This window comes from Vibrio alfacsensis, from assembly GCF_019670485.1.
GTDB classification, from domain to species: domain Bacteria; phylum Pseudomonadota; class Gammaproteobacteria; order Enterobacterales; family Vibrionaceae; genus Vibrio; species Vibrio alfacsensis.
Window position 1 is genome coordinate 514,761 of record NZ_AP024166.1, and the last position, 21,436, is coordinate 536,196.

13 protein-coding genes are annotated in these 21,436 nt (G+C 43.9%); 6 read left to right on the top strand and 7 right to left on the bottom strand.

Annotated elements, in window-relative coordinates; all coding sequences use genetic code 11:
- Nucleotides 1-191: 191 nt before the first annotated feature.
- Together VA249_RS16825 and yccS are read right to left on the bottom strand one after the other, a co-directional pair.
- Nucleotides 192-353, bottom strand: a complete 162-nt coding sequence (locus tag VA249_RS16825) for a hypothetical protein (protein WP_221071810.1) — start codon at nt 351-353, stop codon at nt 192-194.
- A 253-nt stretch (nt 354-606) separates the two neighbouring features.
- A complete protein-coding gene (gene yccS / locus VA249_RS16830) occupies nt 607-2,760 on the bottom strand; it encodes a YccS family putative transporter (protein WP_221072217.1) in 2,154 nt (717 codons plus the stop codon).
- Nucleotides 2,761-3,134: 374 nt separating this feature from the next.
- On the opposite strand from yccS, the gene helD reads away from it, so the two are divergent.
- On the top strand, nt 3,135-5,204 hold the full coding sequence (gene helD, locus VA249_RS16835) for a DNA helicase IV (protein WP_221071811.1): 2,070 nt from the start codon (nt 3,135-3,137) through the stop codon (nt 5,202-5,204).
- Between the two features lie 72 nt (nt 5,205-5,276).
- Here the strand turns inward: helD and VA249_RS16840 are convergent, their stop codons facing one another.
- The gene (locus tag VA249_RS16840; RefSeq protein WP_128812785.1) at nt 5,277-5,732 is read right to left on the bottom strand and encodes a methylglyoxal synthase; all 456 of its coding nucleotides are present in this window, start codon (nt 5,730-5,732) and stop codon (nt 5,277-5,279) included.
- 115 nt (nt 5,733-5,847) lie between these two features.
- The gene (torT, locus tag VA249_RS16845; protein ID WP_211917513.1) at nt 5,848-6,852 is read right to left on the bottom strand and encodes a TMAO reductase system periplasmic protein TorT; all 1,005 of its coding nucleotides are present in this window, start codon (nt 6,850-6,852) and stop codon (nt 5,848-5,850) included.
- Between the two features lie 88 nt (nt 6,853-6,940).
- Between torT and torS the strand changes: the two genes are divergently transcribed.
- Nucleotides 6,941-9,937: a TMAO reductase system sensor histidine kinase/response regulator TorS gene (gene torS, locus VA249_RS16850; RefSeq protein ID WP_221071813.1), complete on the top strand. Its 2,997-nt coding sequence runs from the start codon at nt 6,941-6,943 to the stop codon at nt 9,935-9,937.
- Nucleotides 9,938-10,071: 134 nt separating this feature from the next.
- Here torS and VA249_RS16855 read toward each other — a convergent pair whose 3' ends face one another.
- Complete coding sequence (locus VA249_RS16855; RefSeq protein ID WP_128812788.1) at nt 10,072-10,263, bottom strand: hypothetical protein; 192 nt, start codon at nt 10,261-10,263, stop codon at nt 10,072-10,074.
- Between the two features lie 19 nt (nt 10,264-10,282).
- Nucleotides 10,283-12,637 carry a fatty acid cis/trans isomerase gene (locus VA249_RS16860; RefSeq protein ID WP_221071815.1) on the bottom strand — a complete coding sequence of 785 codons (2,355 nt, stop codon included), beginning with the start codon at nt 12,635-12,637 and terminating at the stop codon, nt 10,283-10,285.
- Between the two features lie 195 nt (nt 12,638-12,832).
- Here VA249_RS16860 and VA249_RS16865 point away from each other — a divergent pair, with 195 nt between their 5' ends.
- A complete protein-coding gene (locus tag VA249_RS16865) occupies nt 12,833-14,269 on the top strand; it encodes an IS1182 family transposase (protein ID WP_221067583.1) in 1,437 nt (478 codons plus the stop codon).
- A gap of 124 nt (nt 14,270-14,393) precedes the next feature.
- Here the strand turns inward: VA249_RS16865 and VA249_RS16870 are convergent, their stop codons facing one another.
- Nucleotides 14,394-15,959 carry an arylsulfatase gene (locus VA249_RS16870; protein WP_221071817.1) on the bottom strand — a complete coding sequence of 522 codons (1,566 nt, stop codon included), beginning with the start codon at nt 15,957-15,959 and terminating at the stop codon, nt 14,394-14,396.
- Nucleotides 15,960-16,301: 342 nt separating this feature from the next.
- Between VA249_RS16870 and VA249_RS16875 the strand changes: the two genes are divergently transcribed.
- The 3 genes from VA249_RS16875 to VA249_RS16885 all read left to right on the top strand — a co-directional run bounded on the left by VA249_RS16875 (nt 16,302) and on the right by VA249_RS16885 (nt 21,432).
- Nucleotides 16,302-17,849: an arylsulfatase gene (locus VA249_RS16875; RefSeq protein ID WP_221071818.1), complete on the top strand. Its 1,548-nt coding sequence runs from the start codon at nt 16,302-16,304 to the stop codon at nt 17,847-17,849.
- A 150-nt stretch (nt 17,850-17,999) separates the two neighbouring features.
- Nucleotides 18,000-20,324, top strand: coding sequence for a multiheme c-type cytochrome (locus tag VA249_RS16880; RefSeq protein WP_221071819.1), 2,325 nt, complete (start codon nt 18,000-18,002; stop codon nt 20,322-20,324).
- A gap of 124 nt (nt 20,325-20,448) precedes the next feature.
- Nucleotides 20,449-21,432 carry an AAA family ATPase gene (locus VA249_RS16885; RefSeq protein ID WP_221071820.1) on the top strand — a complete coding sequence of 328 codons (984 nt, stop codon included), beginning with the start codon at nt 20,449-20,451 and terminating at the stop codon, nt 21,430-21,432.
- The last annotated feature ends 4 nt before the right edge of the window (nt 21,433-21,436 follow it).

Sequence of the window (21,436 nt, forward strand, 5' to 3'; positions counted from 1 at the left end):
TTTGGGCAACAATAATATATAGCCAACAATAAAATTTAGCCCCAAGCAACGAAAGATGCTTGGGGCTATCAATGTTTTTGTTTTTACAACGGTTGGCATAATGACTTACGTGTGTTAAACGCTATGTATCTTAGCTGGATGCTATGCAATAGTGATAAACATTCTTGCACAATGAATGTCTAACGGTTTGATCATGCAAACAGTTTGGATAACATCTCTCGTTCTTCATTTGATAACACAGGCGCAGTCTTTTTGTTTAACGTGTTGTTAATCTCGCCTTGTAGAGAACGAAGTTGACTAGCAGTCATGTCGTTAATTTTTTTCTTTAACTCGTTAAATTGCTGAGCAGTCATGTCTACCTCCGCATGTTGATTGGGTTTATCCTTTATCAACCCACCAAAACAGCCGTCATGGCTGAAACGCTATAATGCTAGAATAGATTTTGATTGGTGCTTTTTTGTCCGAGTAATGTCAGTTCCTATCAAAGACAATGTGTGTTTATGGCTCTAATCATCGTCGTCATTGTATCGCTAAGCAGTCATCAGTTTAGTTTCTCAATTGCTGCGATGATTAGAATTGCCGTGATAGTTGGAACTGTTGAGATGATTAGTTGACCCTTACAGCAAATTTTGAAGCCAAAGAGTGCAGTTCAGGCAGCATTCGATAGATAAGATGCAGCTGCTGAAGTACTAAACGAGCAGAGCTGTCATCCTCTTCACGCCATTCATTTAATCTCTGTTCTAAGTTGGCATCTTGGATTGAAGAAAGGTCACAATCTTCACTATGATGATGCAACTGTTGGTGAAGAACATCCAAATGCTGATGAATGCAGCGATGGGCATCTAACACCAATTGGTGAATGGTTTCATCTTCAATTCGAGTTCGATGTGCACCTAATGCAGAGATGTAGCTCAGCATCGCATGGTTTAAGGTGAGAAAACGAAAACTTTCATCGACGGCCGTTCGATACTTACCGGGTTCTGCAAGCATCGTACTGATTGCGGAAGAAAGGTTAGCATCATTGTTGTGCGCTTGGCGGCGAGCAACACGATAGCTCAAATTGTCTTTCTTACCAATTCGGTATTGACCAATGATCTGCCCGAGATACTGTTTGTTTGCATCAATGGCGTCAGACATGACTTTATGAAGTCGTTTTGATTGCCAATCCGGTAGTATCACCATGACTGCACCAACGGCAAGAGCACAGCCTATCAAGGTATCTGCTAAGCGAGGCAGTACGACAGCATAACCCTCTCCAAGTTGGTTGAATAAAAACAACACTAGTAGCGTTATAAAGCCTGTTGCATAGCCATAGTTGTTAATACGGAATGCAAAGAACATGACTCCGGACAACACAATAAATACCAACTGACTTTCCTGAGATGGGAAGAAAGTCAGTAATGGCACGCCAATCAATAGGCCAGCTAATGTGCCAATAACGCGAGCCGTCAGTTTTTGTCGGGTTGCACTGTAGTTTGGTTGACATACAAAGAGTGTGGTGAGAAGAATCCAATAACCGCGATCAATATCAAACGCTTGAATGATGCCATATCCGGCGGTTAAGGCGATAGACATTCGAAATGCATGGCGAAATAGCATTGAGTCTTGATTGAAGTTCGCTGAGATTCGTTGCCACATCGCTTTGAGCGTATGAGGGTTAGTATCGTCAAGGATGTCTTCTTCCAATCGTTCTGCATCTGGATTATTAATATTACTTAGCTGTTTTTCTACGGTCGCTAAGTTATTAAATAGGTAATTAAGTTGGGCGAGCAGACGTTTCCAATGGCCTTGTTGTTGTTCTTCCAAATAGCCTAATGAGTTTTGCAGCTCTGCTAACGCCAAAATGGACTGGTCGGTATGCGTATATTCATTACCCAAACGGATGGCATGCCCAATATCACGGCAAGCTTGTGCTTGGGATTCTAACAAATATTTAAAGCGAAATAGGACATCAGAACGTTCAAACTCAGTGGCCAGATCTTGATATCGGTAATGGCTTGAGCTGACACGTTCGTGGATATCTTGCGCAATAAAATAGATATTCAGAAAGCGGTCGCTAGGCCCATCAATATGGCCTCGTTTAGAGCGGCTTAGCAGTGTAGCTTTACATGCGTTTAGGGCATTAACGGTAGCGGCATTTAACTTGGCTGCTTCAATTCTCATCGGTTGTGGTGTCAAGTTGGTCACGGGATGAAACAGTCTTGCTTTGGCATCGAGGTAGTTTGCGATTTGCAGAAAGACATTGGAGAGGCTTTGTTGTACGGGCTGCATTGGCCAAAAAATCTGCCAGAGCATAGACATAAAGTAAAACCAAGCCGCGCCAGTGAGCAGTAATAATGGCTGGAACCAAAGATTGATACTTTCATGGGCACCGAGCATCGCATATATAGCAATAAGCAGTGACCCGAACGCGATACTTGCGTACTTCGGGCCAATGGCTCCGAGCATGATAAATCCAAAGGTAGAAACGAACAAACCAATGGCGAATACCCATGGCGTATCAAATAGAATTTCTATAGAAAATGCCGCAACGGCAAAACAGATAAATGTGAGAATGAGTGCTTTTATTCGGCCTGTGAAACTGTCATCACTCTCGGCCAAAGCTGCTGCAATGACGCCCAAGATAAGTGGGGTGATCAATGTATTTTGATTGAAATACCAAGCAGGAATCACGACGCCTAATAAAGTGATCAAAATCAGAATACTATAGTTAATCGTTTTGTTTGCCCAATAGAGGCGAAGTTTTGAAGCAGCTTGCACGTTGCGCCTTTCGTTGCTGATGAAAAACGGGATTTCCAATTAGCCTCAAGGTAGAAATCTGCAGCTTGAGGTTACTTGGGTATATAGTAACAAACACACTATAGCGCGTTTATGACTTAATTTAATAAAAACTGTCATTTGCACACTAAATCAACAGACATGTCATTGACTTACGATTTAATGATGAGGTGGAGTGCGTTAAACCTTGTACACTAATTCTACAGTTATGTGAGGTTTTATAAAGAATAGGGAAAGAAGAGGATTTCAAACCTATCCTCCGCTACAACTTGAGCTTTTAAAATGATATAAATTCGGAGTGTTGAGTGCGGTTGCACTGATAATCAAAGCATCTATAACTAAAAGGCAATCTTTACATGCAGCTTACTGCCTCCAATAAAGCTCAGTTTTTTATCCAAAATGAATATTACCAAGTCGAAATTAAAGAAAACAGTGTTTTATTAAGTTCCGTGGGAAGTGAAGAGCACATCCCATTTACATTTTGGAATGGCAAAATAGGTGTAAAAAGAGGCCTTTTATGGAGCTCACTACAGTTTTTTGCGCATGAGCAAGACGGAATGCAGCAGAGTTGGCTAGTACAAGGTTTGCCTTGGCCTCAGTGTCGAAAGTTTGCGCAAGAAGCCGTTAGACAATATCAAGATTGGCACAACAATCAGTGTCGTAAACTCGCGGATTATTTGCCGAAATGGGAAGATGAGTTATATCAGCTTAAGCATTTACCCGCTTATCTTTCACACTCTCAGACTCAACGTTGGGTTGATCAATTAAATGACGATTTGGCAGAAATCAAAACCAGTTTGTCTGAAGCAAAGATGCGTATGCCAAATCGCATCGCAGAAATTGAACCGTGGCTAATCGGCACATCACAAACATTAAGTGACCGTAATCATGAGTGGCTGGAAAATGAGCGCCAAAATTGGGAGGTGCTATTTAATAGCATTGAGTCTTCACCATTAAACCTGTCTCAGCAACATGCTGTGTTGATCAATGATGACCACAACCTTGTGTTGGCGGGTGCAGGCTCAGGAAAAACCAGTGTTCTTACTGCTCGAGTTGCCTACCTGATGCAAAGTCATCAGGCGCAAGCAGAAGAAATACTCATGCTGGCTTTTGGCCGAGACGCTGCGAAAGAAATGAAAGAGCGTTTGGTTGATAAAGTAGGCTTGGCGGCAGAAAATGTGCGAGTTAATACATTTCATCAACTGGGTTTGTATATTCTTAACCAAGTGGAACCTCAATCGGTAGAAATATCCCCACTTGCGATTGATGAAAAGCAAAGAGCGGCGTGGTGCATTGATTGGTTGAAGAAACACTGGATGACACCCACCAATTTCAAGCGTTGGCAGAAACATCTTGATAAATGGCCAATTGCCTATCTAAAAGGGGACGATGAACTTGGCAGTCATTCAGAAAACCCGAAACTGATTGCTTGGCTAGATTCACAACTTGCCCAGTTGGCGGCCGTTGGATTATCGAAAAAACAAGTTCAAGAAAAATTGGTCAATCACCAAGATTACACGCGTTTAAACAGTGAGCTTTCTCTATGTTGGCCATGTTTTAGTGCTTGGCAAAAAATGCTGAAAGAATCGAATCAAGTTGATTTTCCGACGATGATCAGCCGTGCAACAGACCATGTCGCTAAAGGAAAATTTACCTCTCCTTGGCGTTTTATTATGGTCGATGAGTATCAAGACATTTCTCCGGATCGATTAGCGTTAATTGAGGCGCTTTGCGAACAGAATGATAAGCAAACTGGCGCAACCTTGTTTGCTGTAGGGGATGATTGGCAAGCGATCTATCAATTTGCCGGAGCAAACGTTGATTTAACGACGGGTTTTAAAGAGCGTTTTAAGTATTCGACTGTACACCAACTTGATACGACGTACCGTTTCAACAATCAGATAGGTGATGTTGCAAATACCTTTATCCAACAGAATCCGACGCAACTACCTAAGACCCTAAACAGCCACAAACAACGCAAACAGAAATGTGTTCATGCGGTGCCGAGTAACCAAGTTGAGAAGATCCTAGATCAATTGAACCAACAGGCGAAGAAAACTAAGTCCGTACTGTTGTTAGGTCGCAACCATTATCACAAGCCGGATCTGTATGATGATTGGCTGAAACGTTTTCCAAATCTGGACATTCGTTTTATGACTTGTCATGCAAGTAAGGGGAGGGAAGCGGACTTCGTTATTGTTTTATCTGTTGACGAGGGGCAATTTCCGAGCAAGAAAAAACAAGCGCACTTAGACGGTGCGTTAACAGATTCTTCTGACAAATTCCCTTATGCGGAAGAACGTCGCTTATTTTATGTTGCTTTGACGCGTGCAAAAGAAAAAGTGTGGGTCACACATACCGGTGCGGGATCAGCTTTTGTGCAAGAATTGGTAAACGGTGACTATCCTATCTCTAACTCAAGATAAAGTTAAAGGCGATATTCAGTATCGCCTTTATCGTTTTTGCTTATTCAGCAATCAAATCGTTAAACGACGTGATTAAGTGCGTTCTGCAAGGTAGGCATCGTAATCAGGTATTTCGATGTCGACTTCTTGACTCAATAATGGTGAGTTAAACAAGAAGTTAGCAGTTGCTCGGTTTGTCGCAACAGGAATATTCCACACGCTTGCAATGCGAAGTAATGCTTTTACATCTGGATCATGTGGTACGGCGTTAAGAGGATCCCAAAAGAAGACTAATACGTCGATTTTACCCTCTGAAATCAATGCACCTAGTTGTTGGTCGCCACCCATTGGGCCGCTGATCATACTCTTAATTGCCAATCCTGTTTCTTTACTTAACATGTGGCCTGTGGTGCCTGTTGCGTACAAGAAATGGCTTTGCAACTTTTCTTTGTTCTCTGTTACCCAACGGAGCAGTTCTGGCTTGTAATGGTCGTGGGCAACCAACGCGATGTGTTTATGTGCTGGCATGGTACGAGTGGTTTTTTGCATCAAGTTATTTCCGTTTTTATGATTCTAAGTTTATTGCTGTTTAGTTATACCCAAGTCACGTTAAGAGACTTGATTTAGCGAGCGTGATTTGGGCATAGAATACGTTTTTTATGTTTCAATCAATAGGTTTTACACGGAATGTTGGTCGATACTCTGACGGAGATAACGATTCTTCAATCGTGTCGTTATGAAGCGTCTCCGGTGTCAGAGGTTTGATAACGGGCGTTGCTTGCTTTTCGTACGGTTGATTGCGTAAGTAGCGCGTTGCTTGCTCGATAGATAGGCGGCCTTGCTCGACCATTTTGTCCGTCGGTGCAAACAGAACTTTATTGCGCAAAAGGCCTCGGTAAACCCCATGACTTAGGTAGATAGAAACTAGGCCAATATCATCGGTTTTGTGTGCGCTGCGTAATTCACTGATGGCGGCCTCTATCGCTACGGCACTCCCTACAATGTAATCTACATTCCCTTTATCAATAACGCGTTGAACAAGGTTACGCTGTAACTCCTTGTCGTTGTCTGCCCAATAAGCATCAACGATCTTTATATCACTGTTTTTGATAGCATCGTAAAAGCCGGTTGTGACGGGTTTTGTTCCACCACGAGTTCTAGGGCCTAATAACAGTGCGATATTGGTTTGTCCTGAGCCTTTTGGGTGTTTTTCTGCAAGGTATTTACCTGCTTCGTAACCCATCCAGTACCAGTCAACACCCACCGTACCTTTGAGTATACTTGATTGACTTTTATCAAGTACAAGCTCGTTCACGGTGGCAAAAACCGGTGTGCGGCCAACCCAGTTGTTCAGGTTGTGCTCGTAGGCTTGTGGGTCAACAGTACCGAGTACGATAGCATCGGCTCCCCATTGGGTACACAGAGCGAGTTGCTGTTCTTGGCGGGCTTTGTTTGGGTATCCACCTGCTTCTAATACTCGCAGTTCGACGCCCAATTTTTCCGCTTCGGAAACCATTCCATAGTTTACTGACAGCCAGTATGAATCTTTTAAGTGAGGGTAGATAGCACAGATTTTTTCCGCTGCGTTTGACGGCATTGATGCGAAAAAAGCCAAAGCTAGCGCTGAGTGTGTAAAAACTGTACGAAGTGAGTGCTGATTTTTAACCATGAAATGAAGTTCGTTGGCATAGATTAAGTAAACACTGCAAAATATAACGTAATATGTCGCGGAACACGAACATTAAGGTTAGGAAAATATGTTGCTAGCTACCGCAAGCATCGGACGTAAACTTCTATTGTCTTTCATCGCCATGGCAATGTTGGTCATGTTATCGACGTTGATTGGTGTATCAGGTTTCTCTCTGGTAGCAAAAACGGAGCGAAATGTTGTTAATGCTGCTATTCCAGCAATGATTGAAGCTCGCCAAGTTTCAGAATTAAGCACGCGTATTATTTCATCCGTGCAAATGCTGACAAACGCGCAAAATGAGGGCGAGCGCAAAGACGCTGGTAAGGTGTTATTTGATCAACTGGAATCGCTGCTCACGCACATTAAAGACTTAGGTGGGGATTCATTTGATTCAGAACTTCTAGATACGCTAGAAAACAACGTTCAGAATGTGATCGACAATCTAGCAGAGCTTGGTGTGACCGTGGAGCGGAAACTATGGCTTGCTAAAGAGATCACTACGCGTGCTGAAGAGATGCGATTGTTGAGTGAAGAGTTGGAGCAGTTGACTCGTACTCAAGTACAGAATACCAGTACGATTGCAGTAGCGAACGTGACTCATATTTATGATCTTCTTGAATCAAATAAAAAGGAACAGGCATTTCAAGCTTTGGATGCGTTGGTAGAAGTAGATCTTGACCTAAATGAGCGCCTTCATGAGCTGCATTTATTAGCGTTTAAAATGCTTAATCAAATTGAGGAAGCAAGAACATTAACTAACCTTGAGAGGATTCATCAAGTCCATGATGCATTTGACGAAAACCTTAAAATAATGAAACGTCGCGTCTTGGCGGTAGAAGACCCGACACGTTCCGCGCAGATGAGCCAGTTGTTGCAAGATCTTGGAAAACGACAAGTTGTGTTCTCCATATTGATTCAACAATATGAGAACAATCAACAATCGCAGCAGTTGATGCACAAAACATTGGAAATGTTCTCAGAGCTTAACAATACCGTGAATCGGCTGGTGGATGACTCAAATCAAACCACACGAGTCGCAGTGGATGAACTTACAAGCACGCTGAAGTTTGCTCAGTGGTCGCTTGCGCTTATTTCAATCGTGGGTTTAGCGGTGGTCGTGATCATTCTATGGCGAGTGGTCTATGTGTCCGTTGTCAAACGCTTAGGCGAGTATTCCGCCGCGCTATTGTCTGTCGCTCAGGGTAATTTAGCGGTAGAGCTTGAGGTGAAAGGAAAAGATGAACTTGCTCATATGGGGCAAGCGATTATCACCGCAAGAAATACGGCCCAAGCGTTAAAAGTGGTTGCCGAGGGGGAAGCCAAAGCCAAACAAGATCTCGAAGAGCATAAAGAGCACTTAGAGGAGCTGATCGAAGAGAGAACGTCTCAGTTGAAACAGGCAAACCGCCGCTTAAATGAAGAAGTGCTCAATCATACCGAGGCGAGAAAACAAGCGGAGCAGGCGAGTCGTGCTAAATCTGCATTTCTTGCGACGATGAGTCACGAAATTCGTACGCCTATGAACGGTGTATTAGGAACGGCTCGTTTATTGATTGATTCTGGCTTAAACCCAATGCAAAAGCGTTATGCTGAGATCATCAATCGCAGTGGTAAAACATTGCTCGCGATTTTGAACGATGTATTGGATTATTCGAAAATTGAAGCAGGGCATTTAGAGATTCGAAGTCTAGGTTTTGATATTCACCAAATGATTGAAGATACATTCCAATTGATGAATGGCAAAGCACAAGAGAAAAAATTGATGTTCTCATACCACATTGAAAGCGATGTGGGTCGTTACTGGAAAGGCGATGTTATTCGTATCAGCCAAGTGCTAAATAACTTAGTTGGCAACGCGATTAAGTTTACGGATCAAGGTGAAGTAGACATATACGTGAGTTTGAACCCCGAAGATGAGTCTCAAGTGTTGTTTGAAGTTACAGACAGTGGTATCGGTATCGCGAAAAAAGATCTAAAAACTTTATTTGATGCCTTTACTCAAGCGGAGGGTGGATTGAACCAAATGGGTGGCACAGGGTTAGGGTTAGCGATCAGCCGCCGAATCATTCATGCAATGGGTGGTCAATTGGACGTCGATTCTGAAGAGGGACTTGGCAGCCGCTTTTGGTTCTCCATTCCTCTTGAAGTGAGTGACCCCGTTGAAACGGTTTCGATCGCGAGTTCAAGATGTAAAATTCGAGTGCGCGCCCTTTTGGTTGAGGATAATCCAGTAAACCGTGTTGTTGCAGAGGGCTTCTTGCAAAGCATGGGGCATGAAGTTGTTATGGCCGAAGATGGTCAACAAGCTGAGGCGATGTTTAGGGCGCAAGATTTTGATATCGCGCTGGTCGACATCAACTTACCGGATTGCAATGGCACCGACTTGATCCATCGACTTAAACAGATCGAGCAAAATAAATCGACACATAAAGCACCGATTGCAACACCAATGGTGGCCGTCTCTGCGCATGTATTTGCAGAGGAAGTGGAAAGCTATCTTGCCGCTGGTTTTGATGGATATTTGCCAAAACCAATGGAAAAAGAGGCATTAGCGGCGATCATTCGAGAAATGTTGGATGGTAAACAGCTGTTGTTACCACAGGTTGATAAGTCGTGTACCCAGGACGGGGATGTGACAAAGAAAACTGATGTTACGACAAATACTGATGTTACAACAAATACTATAAAAACACCGGTCAATAGCGACCAATTAACAGAGGAGCCAGCAATGGTTATCATCAATCCAAATGTGATTCAGTCAGACATGAAAATATTGGGCAGAGAAAAAATGCTGCACATTATTGATTTGTTTAGACAAACCAGTGCTGATGTGCTTCAACAGATGGAAACTTCTGCCGAACAGGGCGAGAATCGAGATATCAAAAACCTGGCTCATAAGCTGAAAGGTAGCGCAGGTAGTTTAGGTTTAAATGCACTGATGGACACATGCCAACAAATTGAAATAGCATCAGACTCGTTAAACGTTTATACCCAACAACAAAGCGTAATTCGAAAGCAGGTTAATGACTCGGTGAATGCACTAGACCAACTGATGTCGCAGTAAATTTGCTGTGCCCTATAGCGGCGGTATAGGGCGAGGTTCTATCTTGTTGTTTAAATAGAAACTGTTTAAATAAAAGTTGTTCAAATCATAAACAGATCAAACAAAAAACCTCCGGTGAAAGCCGGAGGTTTTTTCTAACGGGTCATATCATCATCCCACTCAAACCGAGTGTCTAGAGCATAAGGGTCATCGTCTAATGGATGTTCCACTCTGCCACGTAAGTATTCGAGTTGGTGCTCAAGCATATTAACCGTATCGTAGTCTCCCTCTGAGCAAGCAACATAGATTTGCTGTTCAAGAGCGGCAATGTTGTCTCGGATACCCATGAGAACCCCCTTTAAATCTTCATCGATTCTCAAAACGATTATAGTCAAGTAATCCAAATTCGATCGGTTGTTTTGTACGATACCAATCGTGGATACGATCGCTAAATGGCCAGAACTTTTCAGAGCTTCGGCGAATCGCAAAATTATCCAGTAACTTAACGTAATCTGACTCGGATTTTAGTGAGCTAAATTGATCGACAAATTCTTTTACCTGATCTTCTTCGATGGCAAAAAATGCGGCAGGATAGCTACCGACGACACCACGAACAATCGTCATGTCGTCGTTTTCGAAATCACGATTGCTTTCTTCATCAAACAAGCTAGAAATGTTGATATGGGCGTTATTGTGCAGAAGAGTGAAGAGTTCATCTTCACCGGATTTGCTGCGTATCATCAACATCGTAATTTGCGGAACATTTTTTAGTCCCTCACCTCGAACCTGATTGATGCTAGCGAGTTGTTGCTCGCTTTCAACAGTCAAAGCTGTGTCTACAATATCGTAGCGGGGTAAGAGAATAGGCGAGACTTGTTTGCGCAAAATATCCAACAGTTCGGATTTAGGATCGTCAGTATGATAAACAACACTGGTTGGTTGGCTAAATGGCGCTACGTTGCGTTGTAGAAAATCACTCAGCTGACGAGGTTGGTTTTTATACCAACTTGAATGCTCTTGATGGCGCATATCAGCAGGCAGCAAAGTGATGAAGTTACTTTCGCCCTCAAGACGGAGAAAATCCATGAACATTCGCGTGATGAGCTGGTGGCCGAAGTTACCATATACATCAAATCCAGCAACTAGGAGGTAGTGTATGCGCTCCAATAAAGCGTAGTCCAGTACCCAAGCCGTTTTAGGCTGTTCACCGACTAAGCCTTGAACTACAGATGCACTGTCAAAATGACGAAATACTGTGAGCGCTGCATTTGGGTTTGTACCGCCCCCATTCCAAATGACATCTGTAGAAAGATGCTCTCCGTTCTTGAACCATTGGTTTAAAAAGTCGGATTTGGCTTGAAGATAGCGCGCTTGCTGACGCGAGTATTTAACCCAGTTTGTGACCGGTAGAGTATTGCTTTCCAGTTCGCTTGGTAGCTTAAGGTTCTCAGCTTGAGAACGATAAAATTCATTGACCTCAGGAATATCCGCCTTATCCGGGTCAAGGAAGAAGACCCAAAAACGATCGTTAATGACATTGAGCGCAAGTTGCCCACGACACACCGGGCCTTTTATGTATGCCATGATGGTATTTTGCGCATTGTCTAGCATGAACTTAAAGCGTGATTTTACCGGAAGATCAATAAACGCAGTCATTGGGTTTGCCGCAATGTCAGGGTCGTAGCTAGGAAGTTTTGCGACGTCGTAATCAGTATCTATGAACCACGCTTTCCAGTTTTCGATGCGTTGCGTGTTTAACGCAAATGGCATGTGGGTTTTATCCACAATCGTCCCTTGTTCTGGAATGATGCGGTAGTAAACGCGCTCAACGCCTGGATTGTCGTAGGGACGACGCGTCGTAATACGTTTTACTGGCTCTCCCGGTGGCGTAGCAGAGCGCACGAGTACGAAAAATCGAGGCTCGTCGTTAAGGTCTGAAAAATATAGGTGGGATAGGAATAAGTGTTCGTAAATATAACGAGCGGCAAGTTGGTTTTTGCGTGAACTCTTATTCAATAATGTTTCGTACTTTTCAATTTCGGCTTTCTGTTGATCAGTAAGCGGAACATGTGCATTCATTACTGCACCGTTCTCTAACCAATTCATTAATGTTTGATGTTCTTTGCTAGTGAGGTTAGGCATCCCAAAAGGCATACCCCAAGTTGGGTTGTCGTGTTCGTATTGATCGTACTCTTCAATGGTTGGACAGGTTTGTTCACGGTCAATAGAAAAATCAAACCCTTCGAGTTGTACTTGGTCAGGTAAGGAGTGGCGCTCTTTCTGTAGCAGCATACGCGCGATTAAACCAGCATCCATATTGGCAGCCATACTTTGCTCTCGTTCATTAAGCACCGGGTGAAAGCCAGCATCTCGCCATTCTTGTGTGGTTTGCGCATCTTCAAATAAACGTGTTGGTGCCGCCGCAGTCAGTCGAGTTCCTTCGTAAACCAGCGCTTTACTCGCTCCACGATCAATGCCTTCTACTGATGAAAGTTTGAGTTGGCATGGTGCATCATAACAGGCGTGACACACGACGCAGCGATTGTCGATGATGGGTTTAACGTCATGTTGAAAGAAGTCGGCAGGGGGCGTATTAAGAGCAACAGTACGCTCACGAACTTGTTCGGGACCAAACAAGTGATCGTAGTTTAATCCTGCATAGGTGGCACAACCAGCGAATAGAGTGGCGAACAATAATGTAAAAATTAAGCGCAAATTCATTGATTTATTTTGAGTTAATTGAATTTCCGTTAATTAAAGCAAATTACGCCGCTAAATACCAAAAAACAACCAGATTAAGCACGAAAACTAAAAGAAAACCCACCAAGGCTGGTGGGTTTCAGACTGCTGACAAAGGTCTAGCTTTCAAGCTAGACCTTTGATCTAATAGGGGTATCGAAATATGGATACTCCGACATGCTTCAAGAACCGACTCCGCAACAATACGAACTGGAAATGGTAACGATGGAACAGTTGGTTCCTAAAGACCATTTAGTGCGTAAAATCGATAATGCTATCGACTTTGAATTCATTCGTGATGAAGTCGCTCATCTTTATTGTAAAGATAATGGGCGTCCACCTGTTGACCCTGTTCGTCTCTTCAAAATCATCTTACTTGGCTACATCTTTGGCATAAAAAGTGAGCGTCAGCTCGTTAAAGAAATTGAAGTGAATGTCGCTTACCGTTGGTTCTTACGGATGTCATTAACAGAGAAAGTCATTCACGCATCTACTCTCAGCCAAAACCGCATTCGTCGCTTTAATGGCACGGATGTATTCGAACGTATTTTTATTAATATCGTAGAGCAAGCCATATCGAAAGGTTTGGTCGCGGGTCAAGAGCTCTTTACGGACAGTACTCATCTCAAAGCGAACGCCAACAAGAATAAACACACCAATAAAGTCACGGCGGTTCGCGCGAGTGCCTATCTTGATATGCTGGATGAAGACGTCACGTTAGACCGAGAAATAGCGGGCAAGAAGCCGCTTAAGGCTCGCGGATCAGAGTCAAAAACAAAGAATACTAAAACCAGTACTACTGACCCAGAGAGTGGCTTCATGACTCGTGATAATAAGCCACAAGGCTTCTTCTATCTCGACCATAGAACCGTTGATGGTCAACACGGAATTATCCTCGATACCTATACCACTGCAGGTAACATCAATGACTCACAACCTTACGTTCAACGCTTAGATTACACGCTTGCCACATTCCAATTGAACCCGATAGCTGTTGGACTGGATGCAGGCTACTTTACCGCCCCAGTGGCGGAGTCACTTGAACGTCGAGGTATTCTTGGCGTGTTCGGTTATCGACGCCCATCGAGAACGAAAAATACATTCAAAAAGAAACACTTTACTTACGACGCACAAAGAGACAGCTACCAATGCCCGAATGGTCAGGAGTTGCTTTATAAAACCACATCACGTGATGCCTACCGAGAATACCATTCAGACCCCAAAGAGTGTGCGTTCTGTCCAATGAGGAATGACTGCACTCAAAGCAAAAACATGAAGAAAGTGATTGCTCGGCATATCTATAGCGATGCAGTAGAGAGAGCAAATCAAATGCGGCTCTCTTCCTACGGAAAAAAGACTTATCGACGTCGAAGTGAAACCGTAGAACGGAGCTTCGCAGACGCCAAGCAACATCATGGTCATCGTTATGCTCGCTTTCGAGGTCTAGCCAATGTGCAAATGCAATGTTGGTTGGCAGCAGCAGCTCAAAACATCAAGAAGATAGCGTTGGTGATGAGTTATCTACGAAAAATGGGCTTAAACATGGCAGAAATAAGGCAAATACTTGCTTCTGTATGCCTATGTAATGAATGGAAACTTCTGCGCACGATATAACAAAAAATATCGCGATCGCGACCTACGGTCGCTTCCAAAAAAGAACCCCGCTTAAAAAGCGGGGTTCGTCATCAATCTGAAACCCACCAAGGCTGGTGGGTTTTTTCGGTAGTAGCAAAAGAAATTATTTCATTTTCTGAACTTCTTGCTGAAGTTGGTCAAGTTGCTTCATCTTCCCTTGTAGACCAAGAGACTGATAGTCGATAGCGGCTGGATTCATCAACTGGCCCTGCTGCATTGGGTAGTCAGGTAGAGTCTGGAAGAATTCACCAAGTACGTCTTGAATTGGTACGAATAACCACATGTTGTCCGCCATCCAGCGTAGATACATGCCAGACTCATGTGGTGCTTTTTCAAATGGGTCTGCGCGTAGATGAATGATCTGCGGCCAGTTTGGTGAGAAGCGAATCGCGTTAGAGATATCACCCTCAAGAACCGCAAAGTTCAGTTTCCAATCATGCCAGCGTACCGCATTTAGCTCCCCATTTGCAGTGAAGTAAAGGAGTGACTCGCGTGGGGCTTTTTCTTCTTTACCTTGGAAGTAAGGCATAAAGTTGTAACCATCAATGTGAACGCGCCAATCTTTACCGTTTGCTTTATAGCCCTCAGCCAGTTTCTCTTTTACATCTGGAACGCCAGCCGCCGACATCAGTGTTGGTAGCCAATCTTGGTGTGCCATCATCTCATTGATTTTGGTTCCTGGTTCGATCACAGCAGGCCAACGAACTAATTGAGGAACGCGCATACCGCCTTCCCAAGTGGTGCCTTTCTCTCCGTGGAATGGCGTTGCGCCGCCATCAGGCCATGTTGCTGTCTCCGCGCCGTTATCGGTTGAGTAGATAACGATGGTGTTATCAGCAACACCTAGCTCGTCAAGTTTATCTAGCAAAACGCCAACGTGGTCATCATGCTCCAGCATGCCATCGGCGTAGATACTGATGCCAGATGCGCCTTGGTATTTTTCTTGTAAGCGTGTCCAGACGTGCATTCGAGTGGTGTTGTGCCAAATAAAGAATGGCTTATCTGCTTTCACCGCTTTTTCCATAAAGGCCAGTGACGTTTCTAGGAACTCTTCGTCTGCGTGCTCCATACGTTTACGCGTCATAGGGCCGGTATCTTCAATCTTACCGTCAGCAAACGACTTAATGACTCCGCGAGGACCGTAGTTTTTACGGAATTCTGGATCTTTCGGATAGTAGTAGGTTTCTGGTTCTTCTTCTGCATTGAGGTGGTAAAGGTTACCAAAAAATTCATCGAAACCGTGGTTGGTTGGTAAATGTTGGTCTTGGTCGCCTAAGTGATTCTTACCAAACTGGGCGGTCATGTAACCTTGTTCTTTTAGCAAGTCAGCAATTGTTGGCGCCCAATCAGGGATACCATGCGTTGATCCCGGCATACCAATGGTAAGCAAACCAGTGCGGAATGGCTCTTGGCCAGTAATAAATGCAGCACGTCCGGCAGTACAAGATTGCTGACCATAGTGATCGGTAAATAAGGCACCCTCATTAGCAATACGGTCGATGTTTGGGGTTTCGTATCCCATCATACCTTGGTTATATGCACTGATATTCCAGTAACCCACATCATCACCAAATATCGCCAGGATGTTCGGTTTGTCTGCTGCAATTGCTGCGCTAGAGGTTGCCAGTACGCCGATACCGACAGCTAGCTTGCTCATTTGGTTAGCCATAATAACTCCAAATCGGTTGAAAGTTGGAAAAGAAGAAAGAATAAGCTCTTAATTCGTTGGCATTTAAGTTAATGATGTTGTTGAAGAATGTCGCTTTATAGTGGTTATAACTATAGGTTATGCCTTTATGTAAGGTATTGAATATTATATGTATTGTTGATTTATGGGCTGTCGTGACGAAAATTGAAGCGAGACTTTGGTCACGTTGATGGCTTCTGAAAACATGACAACGACCTTAGTCTTAAATGAATAATTTCTATGCTACACGATTCGCATTCGTTCGTTTTGTGAGCTATATGTTTGTGTGCAGGAAGCACATTTTTAATACAGACAGAGGTTTATATGACAGCGAAATATGGCGTTAAACGCCGATTAGCGATTCTTGCCGCTGCTTTAATTGGCGCGACAAGTAGCAGTATCGCAGCAGAGAAACCGAATATTCTGGTCATTTGGGGGGATGATATTGGTCAGTCAAATATCAGTGCCTACACATTTGGACTAATGGGATATAAAACGCCAAATATTGATAGCATTGCAAAAGAAGGCATGATGTTTACTGATTATTATGGTGAACAGTCATGTACTGCGGGGCGCTCTACTTTCATTACAGGGCAATCAGTATTAAGAACAGGACTAAGTAAAGTTGGACTTCCTGGAGCGGATTTAGGTCTGCAAGCAGAAGATGCCACTATTGCTGAAATGCTTAAACCGCTTGGATATATGACAGGACAGTTTGGTAAGAACCACCTTGGTGATAAAGATGAACATCTTCCGACTAACCACGGCTTCGACGAATTTTTTGGCAACCTTTATCATTTGAACGCCGAGGAAGAGCCTGAGAATGTAGATTACCCGAAAGACCCAGAGTTTCGTAAGAAATTTGGCCCTCGAGGCGTCATTAAATCTTATGCCGATGGAAAAATCGAAGATACGGGTCCACTTACTCGTAAGCGTATGGAGACCGTCGATGAAGAAACGTTAGATGCGGCGCTTGATTTTATGGATCGAGCAGTTAAAGCTGATAAGCCTTTCTTTGTTTGGTGGAATGCAACGCGTATGCACTTCCGCACCCACGTGAAAGAAGAAAACTTGGGTAAAACGGGCATTAGCTTCTATGCGGATGGTATGGTAGAGCATGATAACCAAGTTGGCGAGTTGCTAAAAAAAGTGGATGATCTTGGCATTAAAGATAATACGATCGTATTTTATTCTACCGACAACGGACCACATATGAACTCGTGGCCGGATGCGGGTACAACGCCTTTCCGTGGAGAGAAGAACACAAACTGGGAAGGGGCTTTCCGCGTGCCAGCGATGGTTCGCTGGCCGGGTAAAATTGAACCGGGCAGTGTCTCTAATGAAATCATGCACCATATGGATTGGATGCCAACGTTAGTTGCCGCCGCTGGTGATGATCAAATTAAAGAAAAACTGTTAAAAGGCTATAAAGCGGGCGATAAGACTTTCAAAAATCATCTTGATGGTTATAACTTCTTACCTTACTTAACGGGTGAAGAAGAGAAAGGCCCACGTGAAGAAATTTTCTATTTCACGGATGACGGTGATTTGAGTTCTCTTCGTTTCCGCAATTGGAAAATCGTGTTCTTAGAGCAGCGCGCACAAGGAACACTGCGTATATGGGCAGAACCATTCACCCCGCTGCGTGTACCTAAGATCTTTAACCTACGTATGGACCCTTATGAAGTCGCAGATATTACATCGAACACGTACTATGATTGGCTGATTGATCATGCATACATGCTAGTACCTGCACAGGCTTATGTTGGTAAGTTCCTAGCGACGTTTGAAGAATTCCCGCCAAGACAGAAAGCGGCGAGCTTCTCACTGGATCAAGTGATGGAGAAACTTCAGGAAAGCCATAATAAATAGATTGATTGCAACTAAACGTGGGGCTCTTCGGAGCCTCTTTTTTTGCGCTCTGTTTTAGTTTTCCTTAAAAGGCATGTAATTGCTTGTCTAATAAGAAGAAATACTTCTACCTTTTATTAGAGATAACACGATCACGAAACAAGGACAGTTATGACTCAGTGGGCAAGTTGGAAGCAGGCGGTAATCGGCCTTGCTGCGCTCGTCAGTTTTTCTCTGTTTGCACAGGAAGCTACGTTAAGCACCTCAAACAATGGCGAAGTATCAACCCAGCGTTATGTCGGTAGCGAGGGGTGTATTGATTGTCACCAAAAAGAAGTGGAAGCATGGAAAGGTTCCCATCATGACATGGCAATGAGGCATGCTGACTCAGAATCAGTGCTTGGTGACTTTGATGATCATACTTTTGCGTTTGAAAACCGACCGAATCGGTTTTACCGAAAAGGACAAGAGTATTGGGTAAACATTCAAGGCCCAGATGGTAAGAGGCATGACTATAAAATCAGCTACACCTTTGGGTGGGATCCTCTTCAACAATATATGGTTGAATTCGACGATGGGCGGGTTCAATTGATCCCTTTTGCATGGGACTCGAGAAGCAAAGAAGAGGGCGGTCAGCGTTGGTTCCATCTATACCCCGACACAACCCCTCAAGATGAATTCTATTGGACGAATACTGGACAAAACTGGAACTTCATGTGTGCCGATTGTCACTCTACCAACTTAGAAAAGAACTACGATGCGCAAACGAATACCTATTCGACGACTTGGTCAGAGATTAATGTCGGCTGCGAAGCGTGCCATGGGCCTGCCAGTGAACACGTAGCGTTAGCAAAACTTGCAGAACAGTCTGGCAAATCGATCGCTTCTACCAACCACTATGGGTTTGATCGTGATTTAGGTACAGCAGTAAAAGAGTGGGTGTACAAGGAGGGGCATAATACTCTGCAGCCAAAAGAAATCGCTATAACCCATCAGGTTAATACATGTGCTCAATGTCATAGTCGTCGAACGCAATTAAACGAGACGGCTAATCATATCAAAGGTTCTTTTTTTGATAAGTATCGCCTGAGCTTAATCACGCCAGAACTCTATCATCACGACGGGCAAATTTACGATGAGGATTACGTTTTTGGGTCGTTCTTACAATCATCTATGGCAAAGAAAGGGGTCACTTGCACTAACTGCCATGAACCACATACAGCAGAACTGAAGATTCCAGAAGAGGCAGTGTGTCTGCAGTGTCATATTGGATCTGAGTATATGCCCGAGAATCACACTTTCCATGAGGCGAATACCGAAGCATCTAAATGCACAACGTGCCACATGCCAGAAACAACGTATATGCAGGTGGATCCCCGTCGAGACCACAGTTGGCATGTTCCGCGCCCGGATTTGAGTCAGCATATTAATACTCCCAATGTGTGTACGTCATGCCACGAAGATGAAACCAATCAGTGGGCGAGCCAAAAACTCAGCGAGTGGTTTCCAAATTCCAACTACCGTAATCAGCAGCACTTTTCTGTTGCCTTTTACGCGGATTCGATAGGGCACCGTGGCGCGCCGGATGCATTAGCTTATTCAGCACAAGATGCCTCATTGAGTGACATTATTCGCGCCTCTGCATTGGAACGTATGGGGGGGAATAATGGTAAAAACACCTTGGTCGCGTTGGCAAGAGCGGTAAAGCATGAAAACGATATGATTCGTTTAGGCGCAATAGAGGGATCGTCTGGTTACGAGTTTAGCGATCGTTGGCAAATCCTTGAATCGCTCTTGGATGACCCAGTGCTATCTGTACGGGCAGAAACCGCAGGCGCGTTAGTCCGTCATTATTCAGAAATGAATCCACTTCAACGCGATAAGCTGAGAGAACCGTTAGAAGATTATATAGAAATCCAACGTTTTAATGCCGATCGCGGTTTCGGACGAACGAATCTTGCCAATGTATATCGAGATCTTGGTGAGATAGACAAAGCCATCATGTCTTACCGCAAAGCCATTGAAATAGAGCCTTATTTTGAAAACAGCTACGCTAACTTAGCGGATTTGTACCGTGCACAAGGTAACGACAAAAAAGCATTGGAAACCTTGATAGCAGGGATTGAAGCGCAGCCTAAATCGAGCGCGTTACCTTATAGTGCTGGCTTGGCTTGGCTTCGTATTGGAGATGGCGTTCAAGCAAACCAATACTTGAAACAAGCAGCTGAAACCGCCCAAGAAAACCCACAATACTGGTATGTCTATGGACTCGCGTTAGAAAAGAGTGATGCACTGGCGGCAAGTAAAGCTTTGAATACGGCGTATCGAGTCGGAGGCAATCCACAACATCTTTATGCTGAGTGTGAAGTGCTAGCGAGGAATTATAAGCAGGGCTCAATTGCTTTTGCGTTTGAGCAATGTGTTAAGCAGCTTAGTGAGTTTGCACCGCCAGAAGTTATTGAGCAGTTAAGGGCAGTAATAACGAACGCAAGATAAAGAACTTGGCAAGGAAAAGAACTGGCTAGTTACAAAATAAGTAGGTATGAAGTTTATAACCAATAGTTATGACGCTTGTGAGTAGGATGTATACAGCAAAAGATTGAATATTCGAGGAAAAGTTATGAACCACGCACAACAAGCTATTATTGAATTAATCGAACAAACAGAAAAAAGCGTTATCGGACAAAGTCATGTGGTTCAGGCTTTGGTGATTGGACTATTAACCAACGGCCATGTGTTACTGGAGGGTCTGCCGGGAACAGCAAAAACACGATCAGTGAAATCTTTAGCGAATCTGCTTGATACCAGTTTTGGTCGAATTCAGTTTACGCCAGATTTGTTGCCATCGGATGTGACTGGCACGGAGGTGTATCAAGAACTGGATGGAAAGCCGCAACTGCATTTTCAACCAGGCCCTATTTTTAACAGCATTGTTTTGGCTGATGAGGTCAACCGTGCGCCAGCGAAAGTTCAAGCAGCACTGTTAGAAGCGATGGCAGAGGGAACGATTACAGTTGGTGATAAAACGCACGTGCTACCAGATCTTTTTATGGTGCTAGCAACGCAAAATCCAGTCGAGCAAGAGGGGACCTACCCATTACCTGAAGCGCAGATGGACCGTTTCATCATGAAAGTGACCGTCGATTATCCTGAGGATGATGCAGAGCGAGACATTATTCGTCTTGTACGTAGCGAGGAGTTGGGGTCGGAAATCAGCAGTGAATTGGTGACACCGAAACACATTTCTTCCGATCTGGTTCTTGAAGCCCGCCGTCAGTTGCCATCAATCGCGGTTTCTGATCTTGTTGAACGCTATATTGTGGCTTTAGTCATGGCGACTCGCAAACCGGAGCGTTACCCAGATTCACAATTGCAGCAATGGATTGAAATTGGTTCAAGCCCTCGTGCTTCAATCTCTTTAGACAAATGCGCACGTGCTTATGCTTGGTTACAAGGTCGTGACTACGTCATACCGGATGACGTCCGTGCGATGGTGCCATCTGTACTCGGTCACCGCTTTTCACTCTCATATGATGCACTTGCAGATGGTGTTGATCATCAACGTGTGGTGCAAGAGCTACTTGATTGCGTAGAAATTGGATAAGCAG

Bases quoted from the DNA above. Each gene is read 5' to 3' on its own strand.
- VA249_RS16825 (WP_221071810.1), bottom strand. From the start codon at position 353: ATGACTGCTCAGCAATTTAACGAGTTAAAGAAAAAAATTAACGACATG.
- torT (WP_211917513.1), bottom strand. From the start codon at position 6,852: ATGGTTAAAAATCAGCACTCACTTCGTACAGTTTTTACACACTCAGCG.
- VA249_RS16875 (WP_221071818.1), top strand. From the start codon at position 16,302: ATGACAGCGAAATATGGCGTTAAACGCCGATTAGCGATTCTTGCCGCT.
- VA249_RS16865 (WP_221067583.1), top strand. From the start codon at position 12,833: ATGCTTCAAGAACCGACTCCGCAACAATACGAACTGGAAATGGTAACG.
- helD (WP_221071811.1), top strand. From the start codon at position 3,135: ATGCAGCTTACTGCCTCCAATAAAGCTCAGTTTTTTATCCAAAATGAA.
- VA249_RS16860 (WP_221071815.1), bottom strand. From the start codon at position 12,637: ATGAATTTGCGCTTAATTTTTACATTATTGTTCGCCACTCTATTCGCT.
- torS (WP_221071813.1), top strand. From the start codon at position 6,941: ATGTTGCTAGCTACCGCAAGCATCGGACGTAAACTTCTATTGTCTTTC.
- VA249_RS16840 (WP_128812785.1), bottom strand. From the start codon at position 5,732: ATGCAAAAAACCACTCGTACCATGCCAGCACATAAACACATCGCGTTG.
- VA249_RS16855 (WP_128812788.1), bottom strand. From the start codon at position 10,263: ATGGGTATCCGAGACAACATTGCCGCTCTTGAACAGCAAATCTATGTT.
- VA249_RS16880 (WP_221071819.1), top strand. From the start codon at position 18,000: ATGACTCAGTGGGCAAGTTGGAAGCAGGCGGTAATCGGCCTTGCTGCG.
- VA249_RS16885 (WP_221071820.1), top strand. From the start codon at position 20,449: ATGAACCACGCACAACAAGCTATTATTGAATTAATCGAACAAACAGAA.
- VA249_RS16870 (WP_221071817.1), bottom strand. From the start codon at position 15,959: ATGGCTAACCAAATGAGCAAGCTAGCTGTCGGTATCGGCGTACTGGCA.